General features: G+C 69.9%; 18 protein-coding genes and 1 pseudogene. 12 read left to right on the forward strand and 7 right to left on the reverse strand.

Going from position 1 to position 16,011, the window contains the following annotated elements:
* Window positions 1-150: 150 nt before the first annotated feature.
* Both ACR2FV_RS03715 and ACR2FV_RS03720 read right to left on the reverse strand, forming a co-directional pair.
* Window positions 151-1,083, reverse strand: coding sequence for a dihydrofolate reductase (locus tag ACR2FV_RS03715; RefSeq protein WP_434014354.1), 933 nt, complete (start codon window positions 1,081-1,083; stop codon window positions 151-153).
* A complete protein-coding gene (locus ACR2FV_RS03720; RefSeq protein ID WP_434014355.1) occupies window positions 1,080-1,901 on the reverse strand; it encodes a thymidylate synthase in 822 nt (273 codons plus the stop codon). The genes ACR2FV_RS03715 and ACR2FV_RS03720 overlap by 4 nt, the downstream gene beginning before the upstream one ends.
* Before the next feature lie 72 nt (window positions 1,902-1,973).
* On the opposite strand from ACR2FV_RS03720, the gene ACR2FV_RS03725 reads away from it, so the two are divergent.
* Window positions 1,974-3,659, forward strand: coding sequence for a ribonuclease J (locus tag ACR2FV_RS03725; protein WP_434014356.1), 1,686 nt, complete (start codon window positions 1,974-1,976; stop codon window positions 3,657-3,659).
* Here ACR2FV_RS03725 and ACR2FV_RS03730 read toward each other — a convergent pair.
* From ACR2FV_RS03730 to ACR2FV_RS03745, 4 genes are all read right to left on the reverse strand, one after another.
* Window positions 3,634-3,867, reverse strand: a complete 234-nt coding sequence (locus ACR2FV_RS03730; RefSeq protein WP_434014357.1) for a hypothetical protein — start codon at window positions 3,865-3,867, stop codon at window positions 3,634-3,636. The two genes, ACR2FV_RS03725 and ACR2FV_RS03730, sit on opposite strands and share 26 nt — an antisense overlap.
* Window positions 3,868-4,073: 206 nt before the next feature.
* Entirely contained in the window at window positions 4,074-4,829 is a 756-nt protein-coding gene (locus ACR2FV_RS03735; protein ID WP_434014358.1) for a hypothetical protein, read from the reverse strand.
* Between the two features lie 10 nt (window positions 4,830-4,839).
* Window positions 4,840-5,484, reverse strand: coding sequence for a SatD family protein (locus ACR2FV_RS03740; protein WP_434014359.1), 645 nt, complete (start codon window positions 5,482-5,484; stop codon window positions 4,840-4,842).
* A 98-nt stretch (window positions 5,485-5,582) separates the two neighbouring features.
* On the reverse strand, window positions 5,583-5,879 hold the full coding sequence (locus ACR2FV_RS03745) for a hypothetical protein (protein WP_434014360.1): 297 nt from the start codon (window positions 5,877-5,879) through the stop codon (window positions 5,583-5,585).
* Window positions 5,880-5,941: 62 nt separating this feature from the next.
* Between ACR2FV_RS03745 and ACR2FV_RS03750 the strand changes: the two genes are divergently transcribed.
* From ACR2FV_RS03750 to ACR2FV_RS03780, 7 genes are all read left to right on the forward strand, one after another.
* Window positions 5,942-6,871: an endonuclease/exonuclease/phosphatase family protein gene (locus ACR2FV_RS03750; RefSeq protein ID WP_434014361.1), complete on the forward strand. Its 930-nt coding sequence runs from the start codon at window positions 5,942-5,944 to the stop codon at window positions 6,869-6,871.
* A gap of 275 nt (window positions 6,872-7,146) precedes the next feature.
* On the forward strand, window positions 7,147-9,741 hold the full coding sequence (locus tag ACR2FV_RS03755; RefSeq protein WP_434014371.1) for a DNA translocase FtsK 4TM domain-containing protein: 2,595 nt from the start codon (window positions 7,147-7,149) through the stop codon (window positions 9,739-9,741).
* Window positions 9,742-9,775: 34 nt separating this feature from the next.
* Window positions 9,776-10,516 carry an ion channel gene (locus ACR2FV_RS03760; RefSeq protein WP_434014362.1) on the forward strand — a complete coding sequence of 247 codons (741 nt, stop codon included), beginning with the start codon at window positions 9,776-9,778 and terminating at the stop codon, window positions 10,514-10,516.
* A gap of 60 nt (window positions 10,517-10,576) precedes the next feature.
* The gene (rimO, locus tag ACR2FV_RS03765) at window positions 10,577-12,055 is read left to right on the forward strand and encodes a 30S ribosomal protein S12 methylthiotransferase RimO (protein ID WP_434014363.1); all 1,479 of its coding nucleotides are present in this window, start codon (window positions 10,577-10,579) and stop codon (window positions 12,053-12,055) included.
* Complete coding sequence (pgsA, locus tag ACR2FV_RS03770; protein WP_434014364.1) at window positions 12,055-12,627, forward strand: CDP-diacylglycerol--glycerol-3-phosphate 3-phosphatidyltransferase; 573 nt, start codon at window positions 12,055-12,057, stop codon at window positions 12,625-12,627. Before rimO ends, pgsA begins: the two co-directional genes overlap by 1 nt.
* Entirely contained in the window at window positions 12,624-13,163 is a 540-nt protein-coding gene (locus tag ACR2FV_RS03775) for a CinA family protein (protein WP_434014365.1), read from the forward strand. The genes pgsA and ACR2FV_RS03775 overlap by 4 nt, the downstream gene beginning before the upstream one ends.
* Before the next feature lie 52 nt (window positions 13,164-13,215).
* On the forward strand, window positions 13,216-13,557 hold the full coding sequence (locus ACR2FV_RS03780; RefSeq protein ID WP_434014366.1) for a helix-turn-helix domain-containing protein: 342 nt from the start codon (window positions 13,216-13,218) through the stop codon (window positions 13,555-13,557).
* A gap of 59 nt (window positions 13,558-13,616) precedes the next feature.
* Here the strand turns inward: ACR2FV_RS03780 and ACR2FV_RS03785 are convergent, their stop codons facing one another.
* Window positions 13,617-14,483: an Fpg/Nei family DNA glycosylase gene (locus tag ACR2FV_RS03785; RefSeq protein WP_434014367.1), complete on the reverse strand. Its 867-nt coding sequence runs from the start codon at window positions 14,481-14,483 to the stop codon at window positions 13,617-13,619.
* Window positions 14,484-14,585: 102 nt separating this feature from the next.
* Here ACR2FV_RS03785 and ACR2FV_RS03790 point away from each other — a divergent pair, with 102 nt between their 5' ends.
* From ACR2FV_RS03790 to ACR2FV_RS03805, 4 genes and pseudogenes are all read left to right on the forward strand, one after another.
* On the forward strand, window positions 14,586-14,828 hold the full coding sequence (locus tag ACR2FV_RS03790; protein WP_434014368.1) for a type II toxin-antitoxin system VapB family antitoxin: 243 nt from the start codon (window positions 14,586-14,588) through the stop codon (window positions 14,826-14,828).
* Window positions 14,825-15,262, forward strand: a complete 438-nt coding sequence (locus tag ACR2FV_RS03795) for a type II toxin-antitoxin system VapC family toxin (RefSeq protein ID WP_434014369.1) — start codon at window positions 14,825-14,827, stop codon at window positions 15,260-15,262. The genes ACR2FV_RS03790 and ACR2FV_RS03795 overlap by 4 nt, the downstream gene beginning before the upstream one ends.
* 148 nt (window positions 15,263-15,410) lie before the next feature.
* The gene (locus ACR2FV_RS03800) at window positions 15,411-15,767 is read left to right on the forward strand and encodes a hypothetical protein (RefSeq protein ID WP_434014370.1); all 357 of its coding nucleotides are present in this window, start codon (window positions 15,411-15,413) and stop codon (window positions 15,765-15,767) included.
* A 56-nt stretch (window positions 15,768-15,823) separates the two neighbouring features.
* Window positions 15,824-16,011, forward strand: a pseudogene (locus ACR2FV_RS03805) (IS3 family transposase); the annotation flags it as partial.

Below are 16,011 nucleotides of genomic sequence, written 5' to 3' on the forward strand. Positions count from 1 at the left end.
CGCACTGGGCCATTTCTCGTGAACTGCCGCAATCCTGGACGCCGGCCTGGCCCCCACTGGTGAACGATCTCGCACATTGGTGCCCTGCGCGCGCAGGGCACCAGTGTGCGGAAGAGGGCACCAGTCACGGTGCACCCGCCGTGCTACAGGTCAGTGACGCTCCCAGGTGACGAACGTGAGGCCGTCGCCGGGTTCGCGCGATGTCTCACGCCAGAGCCTCGGGTCGATGGCCGGGAAGTGCACGGAGCCGTCGGGCTCCTGGTCGACCTGGGTGATGACCAGCCGGTCAGCGATGTCGATGGTCTGGGCATAGATCTCGCCGCCGCCGATGACGAAGATCTGCTCATCGCCCGCGACCAGGAGGGCCTCGGGCATCGAGTGCGCCACCTGCACACCCTCCGCTGCCCACGCCGAGTCGCGGGTGATCACGATGCTGCGCCGCCCGGGCAGCGCCCGGCCGATCGAGTCGAAGGTGAGCCGGCCCATCAGCATCACCCCGCCCATGGTGGTGCGCTTGAAGTGCGCGAGGTCCTCGGGCAGGTGCCACGGCATACTGGCGCCATCGCCGATGACGCCGTTGCGCCCGACCGCAGCCACCAGGGTCAGCGACTGGGCGAATCCCCGGGTCAGCACGGCGGGGATATGTCGTGCCCGCAGTGCGTCCAGTGCCTGCGCCTCGTGCGGGACGACCCGGTCCGGCAGCGCGTCAAGCGGCCACCACCGCAGGTCGGCGGCCTTGTCCGGCTCGGCGATCAGCGGCTCGCCGTCCCACTCTCGCAGCACCATGAACAGGTCGATGCGCTGCTCGACCGGGTCAGCCAGGGCACAGGTGCGGTGCAGGGTGGCCAGCGGCTCCAGGTCGTCGGGGTCGACCGCGATGCCGAGCTCCTCGCGGGCCTCGCGCACCGCCGCAGCCAGGGCAGACTCGCCCCGCTCGACGTGACCTGCAGCACCGCAGGCCCACCAGCCGTCCATGTAGGGGGTGCCCTGCCGCAGCTGCAGCAGCACCTCCGGCCCCTGCGCTCCCTCGCGCAGCAGCGCCAGGTAGACCGAGGGGACGACGCTGAACCGGGCCTGCGTCATACGGCGATCGGGGCCTTGATGGTAGGCGCGGCGACGTAGTCGCGGACCTCGACATCCGCGAGGTCGAAGCCGTCGATCGTGCTGATCTGCGGGTTGAGCCACAGGGTCGGCAGCGGCCCGGGCTCGCGGGCCAGCTGCAGGTCGGCCTGCTCCAGGTGGGTGCGGTAGAGGTGCGCGTCGCCGAGGGTGTGCACGAAGTCGCCCACCCGCAGCCCGGTCACCTGCGCCACCATGTGCGTGAGCAGCGCGTAGGAGGCGATGTTGAACGGCACGCCCAGGAAGATGTCGGCGCTGCGCTGGTAGAGCTGGCAGGACAGCACCGAGCGCGGGTCCTGGTCACCGTCGCGCGGCGGCGCGACATAGAACTGGAACAGTGTGTGACACGGCGGCAGGGCCATCTGCGCGACGTCGGCGACGTTCCAGGCCGACACGATGTGCCGACGCGAGTCGGGGTTGCTGCGGATGCCCTCGATGACGCTCGCCAGCTGGTCGATCGTGCCGCCGTCGGGAGTCGGCCAGGAGCGCCACTGGTGGCCGTAGATCGGGCCGAGGTCGCCGGCGGGGTCGGCCCACTCGTCCCAGATCCGGATGCCGCGCTCGTGCAGCCAGGCGACGTTGGTGTCGCCGCGCAGAAACCACAGCAGCTCGCCGATGATCGAGCGCAGGTGCAGCTTCTTGGTGGTCAGTGCCGGGAAGCCGGCCTGCAGGTCGAAGCGCATCTGGTGCCCGAAGACCGACAGTGTTCCCGTCCCCGTGCGGTCATCCTTGGCGGCGCCCTCGTCGCGGGCCCGCTGGAGCAGGTCGAGGTACTGGCGCATACCGGCCATCGTAGGACGGTCCCCCGACAGGACGGTGCGGCGCGCGGCCGGCGGCTGGTTAGGGTGAACCCCATGAGTCACCCCCACCCCGAGCTCACTGAACCCGCTGCGCTCGCGGACGGAGCCGTCCGTGTCGTCGCGCTCGGCGGCCTCGGCGAGATCGGTCGCAACATGACGGTCATCGAGCACCAGGGCAAGCTGCTGGTCGTGGACTGCGGGGTGCTCTTCCCCGAGGAGCACCACCCAGGCGTCGACCTGATCCTGCCCGACTTCTCCTACATCGAGGATCGCCTCGACGACGTCGTCGCCATCGTGCTCACCCACGGCCACGAGGACCACATCGGCGCGGTGCCCTACCTGCTGCGGCTCAAGCCCGACATCGAGCTGGTCGGCTCCGAGCTGACCCTGGCGCTGATCGAGGCCAAGCTCAAGGAGCACAGGATCAGCCCCTACACCTTCGGGGTGGCCGAGGGCGACCGCGAGACGCTGGGACCGTTCGAGTGCGAGTTCATCGCGGTCAACCACTCCATACCCGACGCGCTGGCCGTGCTGATCCGCACCTCCGGCGGCACGCTGCTGCATACCGGCGACTTCAAGATGGACCAGGTGCCGCTGGATCGCCGGATCACCGACCTGCGGGCCTTCGCCCGGGCGGGGGAGGAGGGCGTGGACCTGTTCCTGGTGGACTCCACCAACGCCGATGTGCCCGGCTTCACCACCCCCGAGCGCAACATCGCCCCGGCGATCGAGCGGGTCTTCCACCAGGCCGAGCGGCGGATCATCGTGGCCTGCTTCTCCTCCCACATTCACCGGGTGCAGCAGGTGCTGGACGCTGCCCAGGAGTCCGGCCGCAAGGTCGCGATGGTGGGCCGGTCCATGCTGCGCAACATGGGGATCGCCGCCGAGCTGGGCTACCTGAAGGTGCCCGACAAGGTGCTGGTCGACCTCGGCAAGCTGGCCAAAATGCCCGAGGACGAGCAGGTGCTGATCTGCACCGGCTCGCAGGGAGAGCCGATGGCGGCCCTGTCGCGGATGGCCAACCGCGACCACAAGATCGAGGTCGGCACCGGCGACACCGTGCTGCTCGCCTCTTCGCTGATCCCCGGCAACGAGAACGCCGTGTACCGAGTGATCAACGGCCTCACCCGGCTCGGCGCCAACGTCGTGCACAAGGGCAACGCGATGGTGCACGTGTCGGGGCACGCCAGTGCGGGGGAGCTGCTCTACTGCTACAACATCGTGCGACCGCGCAACGTGCTGCCCGTCCACGGGGAGTGGCGTCACCTGGTCGCCAACGGCGACCTGGCTGTGCAGACCGGGGTCCCGCGGGACCGGGTGATGCTCGCCGAAGACGGGGTCGTCGTCGACCTGGTGGACGGGGTCGCGCGGATCGCCGGGACCATCGACTGCGGCTACGTCTACGTCGACGGCTCCTCGGTCGGCGGCACCACCGAGGGCCTGCTCAAGGACCGCCGCATCCTGCGTGACGAGGGCTTCGTGACGGTGATCGTCGTGCGCGACACTGCGACCGGCAAGATCGCCGCCGGCCCGGAGATCCAGACGCGTGGGTTCGTGGAGGAGGAGGGGGTCTTCGACAAGGTGCTGCCGCAGCTTGAGCGGGCACTGGAGGAGGCACGCAACAACGGGGTCACCGACGCTCAGCAGCTGCAGCAGATCATCCGTCGCTCAGTGGGGTCGTTCGTCGGCGGCAAGCTGCGCCGCCGCCCGATGATCATCCCGATCGTCGTCGACGCCTGAGGAGCATGGCCACGCTCAGCACGACGACCGTCCACGCCACACCGTCGAGGACCTGGGCCACCGTGCCGCTTGCGATGACTTCACCGAACAGCGTCTCTGCATACCAGGTGCCCGGGAACAGGACGTAGGAGGCGATCGCCGCGGCCGCCACGGCAAGCAGTGAGGGACGCGCAAGACGTCGCAGGACCAGGAAGGTGACGACTGCCACCGTCGAGCCCACGATCACCGTGCGGGCGACGATGGCCGTCGCAGGATCAGGCTCGCCCCCACGCGCCTGCGTCGAGCGAGGACGGGGGGCTCGAAAGGTGAGGCTACCGACTGCATCCGGGGAGCGTAGCGACATCGGCCCCGGGACCGGTTTGCTTCGGCCCGTGCACCGGCGCTGGATAGGCGTAGGCGCGAAGGTCATGTGGTTCACCCGAGCAGTGCCACAGCCAGGGCGGTGAGCGCCACCAGCCAGCTGACCATGCTGCCGACCAGGAAGTACTCGGTGACCTCGTCGACCCCGACCGCCGAGTCCTCCAGGTCGCTGCTGCGCAGCTCGGGCCAGCGGATGAGCCCCTTGGCTGCAATCACCAGACTGGCGGCGGTGACCTCACCGGCCAGTCCGAGACCGAGGATGATCACGCGCTCCATCGGGCCGAGCAGCCGGCCACCGCGCAACCGGTCCGCCGCCTGCGGGGTGCCTTGGCGAGGCAGCGCGCCGACCTGGATGAGCACGAGCCGGACCACGACGTTGCCGGTCGCGAACTGCACCAGCAGCAGCCCGGCGAGCAGCATCGCCCTGTCCGGGTCGAGGTCCGGGACGTCGGGCAGCGCCGACCACTCCAGCCAGCGCGCGACCGAGCCGGCGGTGGGGGAGGCCCAGCCCGAGGCCAGCACCAACAGGCCCGTCCCCAGCCCGATGACCGCCAGGGGTGGCGCCGCGCCCCGCTCGCGCACGACCCCCTCCGCCGAGGCCAGCACCCAGCCCGCCAGGACGAGGGCCGCGAGCACCAGCAGCCCCACGTCGGCCGGGGCCGTCAGGCCGGCCAGGACGGCGCCGAGGGCCAGCACACTCAGCCCGGCCAAAATGGTTACGAGATGCTCGCGCTGCCGGTCACCCCAAGCTCGTGAGCGGACGGCGTCGGCCGTGCCCACCGCGAGCAGGAGCAGCGCCAGCACACTCACGGGAGCACCCTCATGGCAGGGACCGCAGCGCAGAGATGGAGGCGAGCAGCATCGGCAGGCCGGCCGACTTGCGCCGCTGCTGCACGGCTTGGCGACTGATGCCGAGCTCCTCGGCGATCGAGGCATGGGTTCGCTCCTGCATCATCCCTCGCACGATGGTCCAACCGGTCTGGTCCAACGATCCCAGCACAAGGTCCTGACAGACCAGGGCGGCGTTGACCGCCTGCTCCGTCCCATGATCCGGCTCATGCTCCCGGTATGCCGTGCGCCAGGTGGCCTGGCCGGTCACCTGCTGGCCCGCCTCGACCTCCTCAATCGCTTGCCGTGCGGCCCACCAGCCCGGGCCGTCCTGGATCCCGGTCTCCGCGTCCAGCACGGTCACGTCGCCGCGGCCGATCCCGAACCGGAGATCGGTCCCTGGGGACAGCAACGAACGCAGCAGGAAGACGGCTCCCAGGGCGTCACCGACGCCGGCGTAGGTGCCCTGGACCTCGTCGCCCGCGATGACCGCGAGCGGTTGGTCGGTCACGATCTCCTGGTTCACGTGCGTCAAGGCTGCTGTCAGCCTCTCGTGGAGACCTCGGCGGTCCGCGGACAGACGCGAGCCGATCAGGTCACCCAGGACGGTGGCGCGGGTGGACGAGACGGGTGTCATGACAACAGCCTAGGTTGCTTAGACCGGAAAGCAAGCTTGAGCCTTTCGCTCAGTGTGCCGGACGGGGACGCCAGCCCCAGATCTTCAACGGAGCCTTCTCAAACGAGTGCCAGGACGCCCGCCGCCACCAGGGCACAGAGCGCAGCGACGACCAGAGCATGCCGTCCCCATCGTTGGCCGGAACCCACGAGTGCCAGCACGGCCGCGATCACCGAGGGGAGCACCAGGGTAGCGACCGCCTTGCCCTTGGCAGACTCCCGCAGCGCCTCGTCGGTGGGCTCGATCTGGAACATCAGGATCAACGCCGAATAGAGCATCACGGCATCGGCGAGCACGACGACGATCGCCGCCAGCCGGACCCTGCCCGAGGTGAAGGTGTCCTTGCGGGTGGGCATGCTCGACATCCTCACACGCCTGCTTCCAGCGCTCTCCCAGTGCCGGTTCCTAGAGTGGGGGGATGCGCCGGCTCGTCACCATCGTCCTGGGCTTGTGGTGGGCGGCGGCGCTCGGCCTGCTCCTGCTGCGCTGGTGGGACGCCGGTGGGCTCGTCCCGATCCTGCAGTCCGGGCTGCCGCTGGTCGGACTGAGCCTGCTGCCGCTGCTGGTCCTTGCCCTGCTTGCACGAGCCTGGCTGCTGGTCCTGGCCACGTGCCTCCTCGCAGTGCCCATGACGCTGCTCGCCGCGCCGTGGTGGCTCGAGGACGGCACGGCGACTCCCTCCAGCGACGACGTGGTGGTGCTGAGCCTCAACACGCTGTATGGCGAAGCGAGCCTGCCCGACGTCGAGGACGCCGTCGCGCGTCTCGACGTCGACGCCCTGGTGCTGACGGAGGTGACCCCGGCCTTCGAGAAGACCTTGGACGATGGCGGGATCCCACAGACGCTGCCGCATCGTTCCGGCCAGGCCCGCCAGGATGCTGGGGGCACCCTGGTCCTGACGGCACAACCGCACGAGCCCGTGTCGGTTCCGGCGCCGACGCTCTTCGACCAGGTCGCCGTCCAGATCGAGGGGGTGCAGGGTCCGTGGACCCTCCTGGCGGCCCACCCGCCGCCGCCGGTGCTGTCCCGCGAGTGGCGCACCGAGTTGCCGGTGCTCGGATCCTGGGTGGACGCCCAGGCCGAGGCCACCCCGCTGGTGCTGGCCGGCGACCTCAACGCCTCCACCGCGCAGCCGGCATACCGAGACGCCTTCGGCGAGCTCACCGACGCCCACCGCGTCGTCGGCGCAGGGTGGGTGCGCACCTGGCCGCGGGGGACGTGGCTGCCGCCGTTCACCCACCTGGACCACGTGCTCGTGCGCGGCGTCGGGGTCGTCGCCGCGGGGGAGATCACCGTGGACGGGACCGATCACCAGGCGGTCTGGTCGCGGTTGTCCATCGGACAGTAATCGGGGCTGTGTCGCGTGTGACGCGTGATACGAGCCGGGTTGTCGCGTACCGTGCTGTTGTGGCCAAGACTGCGACGACCTCACGCGCCTCCTCCGGCCGCGCAAGCGGCAAGGGTGGCAGCGGCAGCGAGGGCGGCAGCACCCGCCCGCAGAGCCGCCGGGGGTCCTCGTCCAGCACGTCCTCCTCCGGCAAGCGCTCCTCCCGGGGTGCGAGCGCCGTGCGGGCTCGTGTCTCGCGCGGCCCCCTGCCGTGGCGAGCCGTGCGGGGCACCTGGATGGGAGTGGCCCACGTGACCGGAGGAGCAGTGCGCAAGGTGAGCGAGAGTGGGTCGGGCGAGCAGCTGGAGCCGGAGCACCGGCGCGACGGCGTGGGCTTCCTGCTGCTGGCCCTGGCCGTGGTGGTCGCGATCCGTGAGTGGTGGGGGTTGCAAGGGCCCGTCGGAGCGGGCATCCACGCGGTGGTCGCCGGCACCTTCGGGATCATCGCCCTCGCCCTTCCCCTGGTCCTGCTGTTCTTCGGGATGCGGATGCTCCGCTCGCCGACCGAGTCCGCGGCCACCCACCGGATGCTCATCGGCACGACGGCGCTGGTGCTGGCCGCCTGCGGCATCGCGCACCTGGCGAACGGTTCCCCCGACTACGGTGAGGGAGCGGCCGCGCTGCAGGGTGCCGGCGGAATCCTGGGCTTCCTGGTCGCCGCCCCGCTCACCGCGGCCATCACCGTATGGGGCACCGGCATCCTGCTCGGGCTGCTCGCGATCTTCGGGTTCCTGGTGCTGACCGCCACGCCCGTGCACCGCATACCGGAGCGTCTGCGCGAGGCCGAGGAGCACCTGTTCCACAGCAGCCGCTTTGACACCTCGGCGCAGCCGGAGACCGGGCAGGACGCGCAGACCCAGCCCGGAGCCAGGTCGCGCCGCCGACCCGGCAAGGGCGACAAGGCCAGTGACCGGGAGGGCGACCGCGCCTTCGACCAGGCCGCCGAGATCCAGCGGGGCAAGGGCAGGTCGCTGCGGGCCAATCCGCCCGCCGGAGCGACCGCGGTCGGGTCCACGACCCCCGAGGGGGAGGCGAAGACAGCCGGTCGCTCGAGCCCGGCTGACCGGGAGTCGACCGAGCCGATGCCGGGAGCGGGCACCAAGACCTCCGGCAAGGCGACCGCCAAGGAGCCCCTCGAAGCACCGCCGCACACCCCACTTCCGCAGCGGGTCGAGCAGCTCATGCTGGCCGGCGACATCACCTACACACTCCCGGACAACGAGCTGCTCAAGCCCGGCAGCCCGCACAAGACCCGCTCACAGGCCAACGACAAGGTGGTCGACTCGCTGACCGGCGTGCTCGACGACTTCGGCGTCGACGCCCAGGTCACCGGCTTCATGCGCGGACCGACGGTCACCCGCTACGAAGTGGAGCTCGGCCCCGGAGTCAAGGTCGAGCGGATCACCGCCCTGTCCAAGAACATCGCGTATGCGGTGGCATCGGCCGACGTGCGCATCCTCAGCCCGATCCCCGGCAAGTCTGCGGTCGGCGTCGAGATCCCCAACACCGACCGCGAGAACGTCAGCCTCGGCGACGTGCTGCGCAGCCAGGCCTCCCGCAACAACACGCACCCGATGGTGATGGGCGTCGGCAAGGACGTCGAGGGTGGGTATGTCATCGCCAACCTGGCCAAGATGCCGCACCTGCTGGTGGCCGGTGCCACCGGCTCGGGCAAGTCCAGCTTCATCAACTCGATGATCACCTCGGTGCTGATGCGCTCCACCCCCGATGAGGTGCGGATGATCCTGGTCGACCCCAAGCGGGTCGAGCTCACCGCATACGAAGGCATCCCGCACCTGATCACCCCCATCATCACCAGCCCCAAGAAGGCCGCCGAGGCCCTCGCCTGGGTGGTCAAGGAGATGGACCAGCGCTACGACGACCTGTCGGCGTTCGGATACAAGCACATCGACGACTTCAACAAGGGCGTGCGCAGCGGCACGATCACCCCACCGGCCGGCTCCGAGCGGGTGCTCCAGCCCTACCCCTACCTTCTCGTCGTCGTCGACGAGCTGGCGGACCTGATGATGGTCGCCCCGCGCGACGTCGAGGAGTCGGTCGTGCGGATCACCCAGCTGGCCCGGGCCGCGGGCATCCACCTCGTGCTGGCCACGCAACGGCCCTCGGTCGACGTGGTCACCGGACTGATCAAGGCCAACGTGCCCAGCCGGATGGCGTTCGCCACCTCCTCAGTGACCGACAGCCGGGTCGTGCTGGACCAGCCCGGCGCGGAGAAGCTGATCGGGCAGGGCGACGCGCTCTTCCTGCCGATGGGCGCCTCCAAGACCATGCGGGTGCAGGGTGCTTGGGTCGCCGAGAGCGAGATCGAGGGCGTGGTCAAGCACGTCACCGGTCAGCTCAAGCCGGTCTATCGCGACGACGTGACGGTCGTGGCGGCCAGGAAGCAGGTGGACGAGGACATCGGCGACGACCTGGACCTGCTGCTGCAGGCGGCCGAGCAGGTCGTGACGACACAGTTCGGGTCGACCTCCATGCTGCAGCGCAAGCTGCGCGTGGGCTTCGCCAAGGCCGGTCGGCTGATGGACCTGATGGAGTCCCGCGGCATCGTGGGACCCTCCGAGGGCAGCAAGGCAAGGGACGTGCTGGTCAAGCCCGATGACCTGGAGGCCACCCTGGCCGCGCTGCAGGGTCAGCAGCCCCCGCCCTCACCGGACCCGGTCGAGCGGTCCGATGAGGACCGGCAGGCACAGGAGTGGGGATCCTCGCGGGCAGCGGCGGAGCATGAGGCGGAGGACGAGGAGCTCGAAGACGAGCACTTCGACAGCGAGGAGCCGCCGGAGGACGCCTGGTCGCTGACCGGGCGGTCCTGAGGTGACCCCCGAGTGCGGTGACTAGGCTCGCCTGATGTTCGAGTATGCAGGGGCGGCCGGACGCAACCGGTTCCAGCGCTACTGGGCGGCGATCCGCGAGCACCCGTCGGGAGTGCTGCTGGGGGCGCAGCTGCTCGGGATCATGGTCTTCCCGTTCACCGATGAGGGCGGCACCGGACGGACCGTCATCTCCATCTTCGGTCTGCTGGTGCTGGCGCTCGCGGTGATGGCGGTCAACCGGACTCCAGCGACGCGGATCGTCGCCTGGTCGTTGGGCGCACCGGTCGTGATCCTGACGGTGGCCGAGGCGTTCCTGAGCGACACTCCAGGGCTCACGGTGACCTCCGACCTCAGCCAGATTCCGTGGCTCACGCTGACCTCCAACATCTTCCACGCGATCTTCTACTTCTACACGGCCGTGTCGCTGCTGCGCTACATGTTCGCCGACACCTGGGTCAGCCGCGACGAGCTGTTCGCCACCGGGGCCACTTTCACGGTCCTGATCTGGGCCTTCGCCTACACCTACGGTGCCGTGCAGATCTTGTGGACGGACTCCTTCTCCGTGGCCGGCGGTGACGTGCAGCTCTCGTGGTTCGAGCTGCTCTTCCTGTCCACCACCACGCTGACCGGGACGGGACTGTCCGACATCGCACCCAAAGCCGACGCCAACCCCGCCCGTGCGGTCATCATGCTGCAGATGCTGACCGGGATGAACTACATCGCCCTGGTGATCGCCCGGCTGCTGGGGCTGACCCTGATCAAGTTCCGTCGGTGAGCGGCCCACGCCGACACGAGGAGGGTCAGCACGGTCGGTTCGACCCGTAGAGTGTCGCCCATGTCCGGTCCGCGCAGCGTCGCCCTGGTGACGCTGGGCTGCACCCGCAACGAGGTCGACTCCGAGGAGCTGGCCGGCCGGCTCTCCGCGCAGGGCTGGACCCTGGTCGAGGACGCCGGTCAGGCAGATGTGGCGGTGGTCAACACCTGCGGTTTCGTCGAGCAGGCCAAGAAGGACTCGATCGACGCCCTGCTGGAGGCCTCCGACCTCAAGGAGCACGGCAAGACCCAGGCGGTCGTGGCGGTGGGGTGCCTGGCGCAACGGTATGGCGAGCAGCTGGCCGAGCAGCTGCCCGAGGCCGACGCTGTGCTCGGCTTCGACTCCTACGCCGACATGTCCTCGCATCTGCAGGGCATCCTGGACGGCGAGCGGCCCGCGTCCCACGCCCCCGTCGACCGGCGGACGCTGCTGCCGCTGGCCCCCGCGGCACGGCATACCCGCTCCTCGGGGGTGTCCTTGCCCGGCCACCAGCAGGCGCCTCGCGCGCGGGCCGAGCTGGCCGACGTGGCGCCGGCCTCCGGCCCTCCGGTCGTGCGGGCACGTCTGGAGGACAAGCCCTGGGCACCGCTGAAGCTGGCTTCCGGTTGCGACCGACGCTGTGCCTTCTGTGCGATCCCGATGTTTCGCGGCTCCTTCGTCTCCCGCCGACCGGAGGAAGTGCTGGCCGAGGCGCAGTGGCTGGCCGACCGGGGGGTGCGCGAGCTGTTCCTGGTCAGCGAGAACACCACGTCCTACGGCAAGGACCTGGGCGACCTGCGCCTGCTGGAGCAGCTGCTGCCCGACCTGAGCGCGATCGGGGGCATCGAGCGGGTCCGGGTCTCCTACCTGCAGCCGGCCGAGATCCGGCCGGGCCTGCTCGACGCGATGGCCGGCACCCCCGGGGTGGTGCCCTACTTCGACATCTCCTTCCAGCACGCCTCCGGCCCGCTGCTGCGCTCCATGCGCCGCTTCGGTGACCGCGAGTCCTTCCTGGGGCTGCTGCGCCAGGTGCGCGACCGGCTGCCCGAGGCCGGGGTGCGCACCAACGTGATCGTCGGCCTCCCCGGCGAGACCGAGCAGGACCTGCACGAGCTGGAGGCCTTCCTGGGCGAGGCGCGGCTGGACGTCGTGGGGGTCTTCGGCTACTCCGACGAGGACGGCACGGAGGCGGAGGGCTATGCCGACAAGCTCGACGAGCACACGATCCAGGAGCGGGTGGCTCGGCTCAGCGCACTGGTGGAGGAGCTGACCGCCCAGCGGGCGAGCGAGCGGGTCGGGTCGCAGGTCTGCGTCCTGGTGGAGGAGATCGACCCCGACACCGGCGCGGTGGTCGGCCGGGCCGAGCAGCAGGGCCCGGATGTGGACGGCAGCACCACCGTGCTCGGTCTGCGGGGGGCCTCGGTGGGGGACCTGGTCCGGGCAGTGGTGGTGGACACCGACGGGGTCGACCTGGTCGCCCGTCCCGTGCCCGAACATCGCGACGCGGCGGCGGCCCGCTGATGCCGGCGCAGGGCCGGCCCGGCAGTGCGTGGAACGCGCCCAATGCCCTGACGGTGCTGCGCATCGTGCTGGTGCCGCTGTTCGCCTGGCTGCTGCTCACCCAGGACGGGGACGTCGCGTCCCTACGGGTCTGGGCCGCGGTGGTCTTCGCCGTCGCCGTGGCAACGGACTGGTTGGACGGTGACCTGGCACGTCGGCAGGGACTGGTCACCGACTTCGGCAAGATCGCCGATCCGATCGCCGACAAGGCGCTGATCGGTGCGGCCCTGATCGGCTTGTCGGTGCTGGGCGAGCTCGCCTGGTGGATCACCGTGGTCATCCTCGTGCGCGAGATCGGCATCACCGTGATGCGCTTCGTCGTCCTCCGCCGAGGCGTCATGGCGGCCGGGCGAGGCGGCAAGCTCAAGACCGTGCTGCAGTCGGTGGGCCTGCTGCTGCTGATCCTGCCGCTGACCGGGCTGTTGCACGGGCTGGGTCTGGTGGTGATGTATGCCGCGCTCGTGGTGACCGTGGTCACCGGTGTCGACTACGTGCTGCAGGCCCGGCGGCTGGCTCCCCGCGCCTCCGGGTGAGCACGCCGCTGCCCGAGCCGGGACTGGCTCGGCGGGTGGTCACGGAGGCCTCTGGCCGCGGCCTCACGTTGGGCACGGCGGAGTCCCTCACTGGCGGGCTGCTGAGTGCTGCGCTGACGGCGGTGCCGGGCGCCAGCGCGGTGCTGGCCGGGGGTGTCGTGGCCTACGACATACGACTGAAGTCCACGCTGCTCGACGTGCCGGCGCAGCTGCTGGAGTCCGACGGGGCGGTCTCGGAGCGCACTGCCCGGGCGATGGCCGTGGGCGTATGCCGGCTGTTGGGCGTGCCGTGGGGGCTGGCCACCACCGGGGTCGCCGGACCCGATCCCAGCGAGGGCAAGCCACCGGGGACGGTGCACGTCGCCGTGCACGGCGTCGGAGCAGGCGGGGAAGAAGTGCAGGCCCACCGGGTGTTCTCCTTGCACGGCACGAGGGATGAGGTGCGAGCCGCGACCGTGCAGCGCGCATTGGAGCTCTTGATCGACACATGGGGGGCCGGGTCACCCGTGGTCTGTCAGGACATCGGGGTACCGTAGAGCAAGGACACCAACCGTGAGGTGTCCATGATGAGGCAGAGGAGGGTTGGCGATGGTTCTGCTGAGACGCGAGTTGGGTGACGTGTTGCGCGAGAAGCGCCAGGTCCAGGGGCGGACCTTGCGTGAGGTGTCGGCCAGCGCGGCTGTCTCGCTGGGATATCTGTCCGAGGTCGAGCGTGGGGAGAAGGAAGCCTCCTCCGAGCTGCTGGCTTCGATCTGCAAGGCTCTCGAGCTGCCGGTGTCGCAGATGCTGACCGACGTGGCCGACCGGGTGAGCCTGGCCGAGACTGCTGAGCAGCAGCTGGCCGCCGTGCTCGCCCAGGGGCTGGCCAAGCCGATCCGCCACGGTGCGATCCCCCGCGCCGAGCAGCGGATGGAGACCTCCGCCGCCTGAGCGACCGCGATGCGGAGGTGCAAAGGCGACCCGTTTTCGGCCACGCGTCGTGCGGGTGATCAGCGTCGTAGGTAGTCCGCTCGCCCGTGCCCGAGCGGTGCCTGTCGGCTGCCGTCGTCGGTCGGTGCCCGGCCGCCCTGGCAGGTGGGGCAAGAGAAGATCACCCGTTCTCGCGGCTGTTGTCCGATGGGGGCCAGCCGGATCGCGTCGCCACATCGCTTGCAGGGCAGGCCCACCCGTCCGTGCACCCAGGCGTCGTCGACTACGTCTCTGCCGCTGCGTCCCGTGGCGGTCGTGCGCCCCATCCGGCAGCTCAGCACCAGCAGCCGGCGGGCGGTGTCGACCAGCTCGGCGACGGTGTCGGGGCCGACCTCGCCGACGGTGGCCCAGGGGTGCACGCCGTGCAAGAACAGCGGCTCGCTGGCGAAGATGGTGCCGATGCCGGCCAGGTTGGTCTGATCGAGCAGCGCCTCGGTGACGGTGCGGCCTGGATCCTTGCCCAGGTTGGCCAGGGTCAGGTCGCGGTCGAAGGCGGGGTCCAGCAGGTCCGGGCCGAGGTGGCCGACGACGCGATCCTCCTGGCTGGTCCGGACCAGGTCCAGCATCCCGAGACTGTCCCCGATCGCTATCCGCTCGCCGGTGGCCACAACTGCCCGGACGGTATGCCGATCGGCTGCCGGGGGTAGCCGGTTGCCGCGGTGCACCCGCCAGCTGCCCTCCATCCGCAGGTGGCTGTGCAGGGTCAGGTCACCTTCGATCCGGTGCAGCAGGTGCTTGCCGCGCGAAACGACCTCAATGGTGTGCCGGCCGCTCAGATCGGTCGTGGCCAGGCGGGGAACGCGCAGGGCGGAGTGTGCGATGACCTGACCTGCCAGCGCGGCATGCAACCGGCGGGCGGTCCGCCAGACCGCATCGCCCTCAGGCACGGTCGGTCGAGGCCAGGTACATGGCCTCACGTTATCCGACGGCTGGGTGGAACCTGAGGAGAGCGAGTACGGACATACGGGCATGGGAGTATGGTTGCCCGTATGAAGACGACGATCGAGCTCCCGGACGCGCTGGCCGCCGAGGCTCGACGGGTGGCCCGCGAGCAGGGCGCCACCTTGCGCGAAGTGATCGAGACCGGGCTGCGCGCGGAGCTGGAGCGGCGTACTGCTGCGCCGGCAGGTCCGCCGCCGTTTCGGTTCACCACGTTCTCCGGGCACGGACTGCGGCCGGGAGTAGACGGTAGGCGGATCACGGAGTTTGCCTATGACCTGCCGCCTGCATGATCGCGGTCGACACCAACATCCTGGTCTACGCCCACCGAGCGGACGGCCCACACCACGACGCGGCCACCGACGCGCTCCAGTCGCTGACGGCTGCAGGTGCGCACTGGGTCGTTCCCTGGCCGTGCATCCACGAGTTCCTGGCGATCGTGACCCATCCCAAGGTCTTCGGCCCGCCGACCCCCGTGGAGCAGGCGCTGCACGCCGCCGCGGACCTGTTGGCGCTTGAGGGGATGCGTCCGGCGGGGGAGTCGACCGACTATTTCGACGTCCTGCGGCGGGTGGTGCTCGACAGCCGGGTCGTAGGCCCCAAAGTGCACGATGCCCGGATCGCAGCGATCTGCCTGGCGCATGGAGTCTCCGAACTGTGGACCGCGGACCGTGACTTCTCCTACTTCCCGCGCCTGCAGACCCGCAACCCCCTGATCGAGCGATAGCACCGCAACCCAGCGGCGGACGACGCTGATCCTGACCCGAGGCTGCGAGCACCGTCTGCTGGCCTAACACTGTGCGCGTCCACGTTTGCAACGGTGTGCCGTGCTGTGGCCATGAGCAGGGTGTCCCGTTCCTACTGAGGAGGTCACCGTGCTGGATGAGGCCGAGTTCGACGAGCTGCTGCGGCAGGGTGCGCCGGTCCCTACCAAGGCCGCCAGCGAGACAGCGATCCTGCTGGCGCAGGAAATGGTCGGCCAGGACGCAGGTGTGGCTGGTCGTCGGCGTCCTGGCCGGTCCTGGGTGACCGCTGCAGCTGCCGTGGGGACCCTGGCGCTGGCCGGTGCCGGGACGGTCACCGCATACCAACTGAGCCTCCCGCCGTTCCAGGGTCTTGAGCAGGGAGTCCAACGGGTGGAGACCGGCATCCCTGTGACGTACACGAACTCGTTGGGCCGAGAGGTGGACTGTCTCGCGTTCATCGAGTACCCATACCTGACACACTGGTGATTGCTTGGTGATGTATCCGTATTCACTGAGGGCATGGAGGTGTGATGATGACAACGATGACCGAGGACGATGTGACTGAGGTGCGCCGTGCGAAGCGGTCGTGGCCGGCGCAGTACAAGCTCGACATCCTGACCGAGATCGAGGCGGCCAAGGACTGCGATGCCATCACGGTGGCCGAGATCTGTCGCCGTGAGGGGTTGTATTCGTCCCTGATCAGTGAGTGGCGCAAGCAACGAGATGTTGG

The sequence above is a fragment of the Ornithinimicrobium sp. genome (assembly GCF_051004135.1).
Lineage (GTDB): Bacteria > Actinomycetota > Actinomycetes > Actinomycetales > Dermatophilaceae > Ornithinicoccus.

Coding starts and splice junctions, on each gene's coding strand:
- ACR2FV_RS03725 (WP_434014356.1), top strand. CDS start 1,974: ATGAGTCACCCCCACCCCGAGCTCACTGAACCCGCTGCGCTCGCGGAC.
- ACR2FV_RS03715 (WP_434014354.1), bottom strand. CDS start 1,083: ATGACGCAGGCCCGGTTCAGCGTCGTCCCCTCGGTCTACCTGGCGCTG.
- ACR2FV_RS03750 (WP_434014361.1), top strand. CDS start 5,942: ATGCGCCGGCTCGTCACCATCGTCCTGGGCTTGTGGTGGGCGGCGGCG.
- rimO (WP_434014363.1), top strand. CDS start 10,577: ATGTCCGGTCCGCGCAGCGTCGCCCTGGTGACGCTGGGCTGCACCCGC.
- ACR2FV_RS03740 (WP_434014359.1), bottom strand. CDS start 5,484: ATGACACCCGTCTCGTCCACCCGCGCCACCGTCCTGGGTGACCTGATC.
- ACR2FV_RS03755 (WP_434014371.1), top strand. CDS start 7,147: ATGGGAGTGGCCCACGTGACCGGAGGAGCAGTGCGCAAGGTGAGCGAG.
- ACR2FV_RS03745 (WP_434014360.1), bottom strand. CDS start 5,879: ATGCCCACCCGCAAGGACACCTTCACCTCGGGCAGGGTCCGGCTGGCG.
- ACR2FV_RS03795 (WP_434014369.1), top strand. CDS start 14,825: ATGATCGCGGTCGACACCAACATCCTGGTCTACGCCCACCGAGCGGAC.
- ACR2FV_RS03720 (WP_434014355.1), bottom strand. CDS start 1,901: ATGCGCCAGTACCTCGACCTGCTCCAGCGGGCCCGCGACGAGGGCGCC.
- ACR2FV_RS03780 (WP_434014366.1), top strand. CDS start 13,216: ATGGTTCTGCTGAGACGCGAGTTGGGTGACGTGTTGCGCGAGAAGCGC.
- ACR2FV_RS03760 (WP_434014362.1), top strand. CDS start 9,776: ATGTTCGAGTATGCAGGGGCGGCCGGACGCAACCGGTTCCAGCGCTAC.
- ACR2FV_RS03790 (WP_434014368.1), top strand. CDS start 14,586: ATGAAGACGACGATCGAGCTCCCGGACGCGCTGGCCGCCGAGGCTCGA.
- pgsA (WP_434014364.1), top strand. CDS start 12,055: ATGCCGGCGCAGGGCCGGCCCGGCAGTGCGTGGAACGCGCCCAATGCC.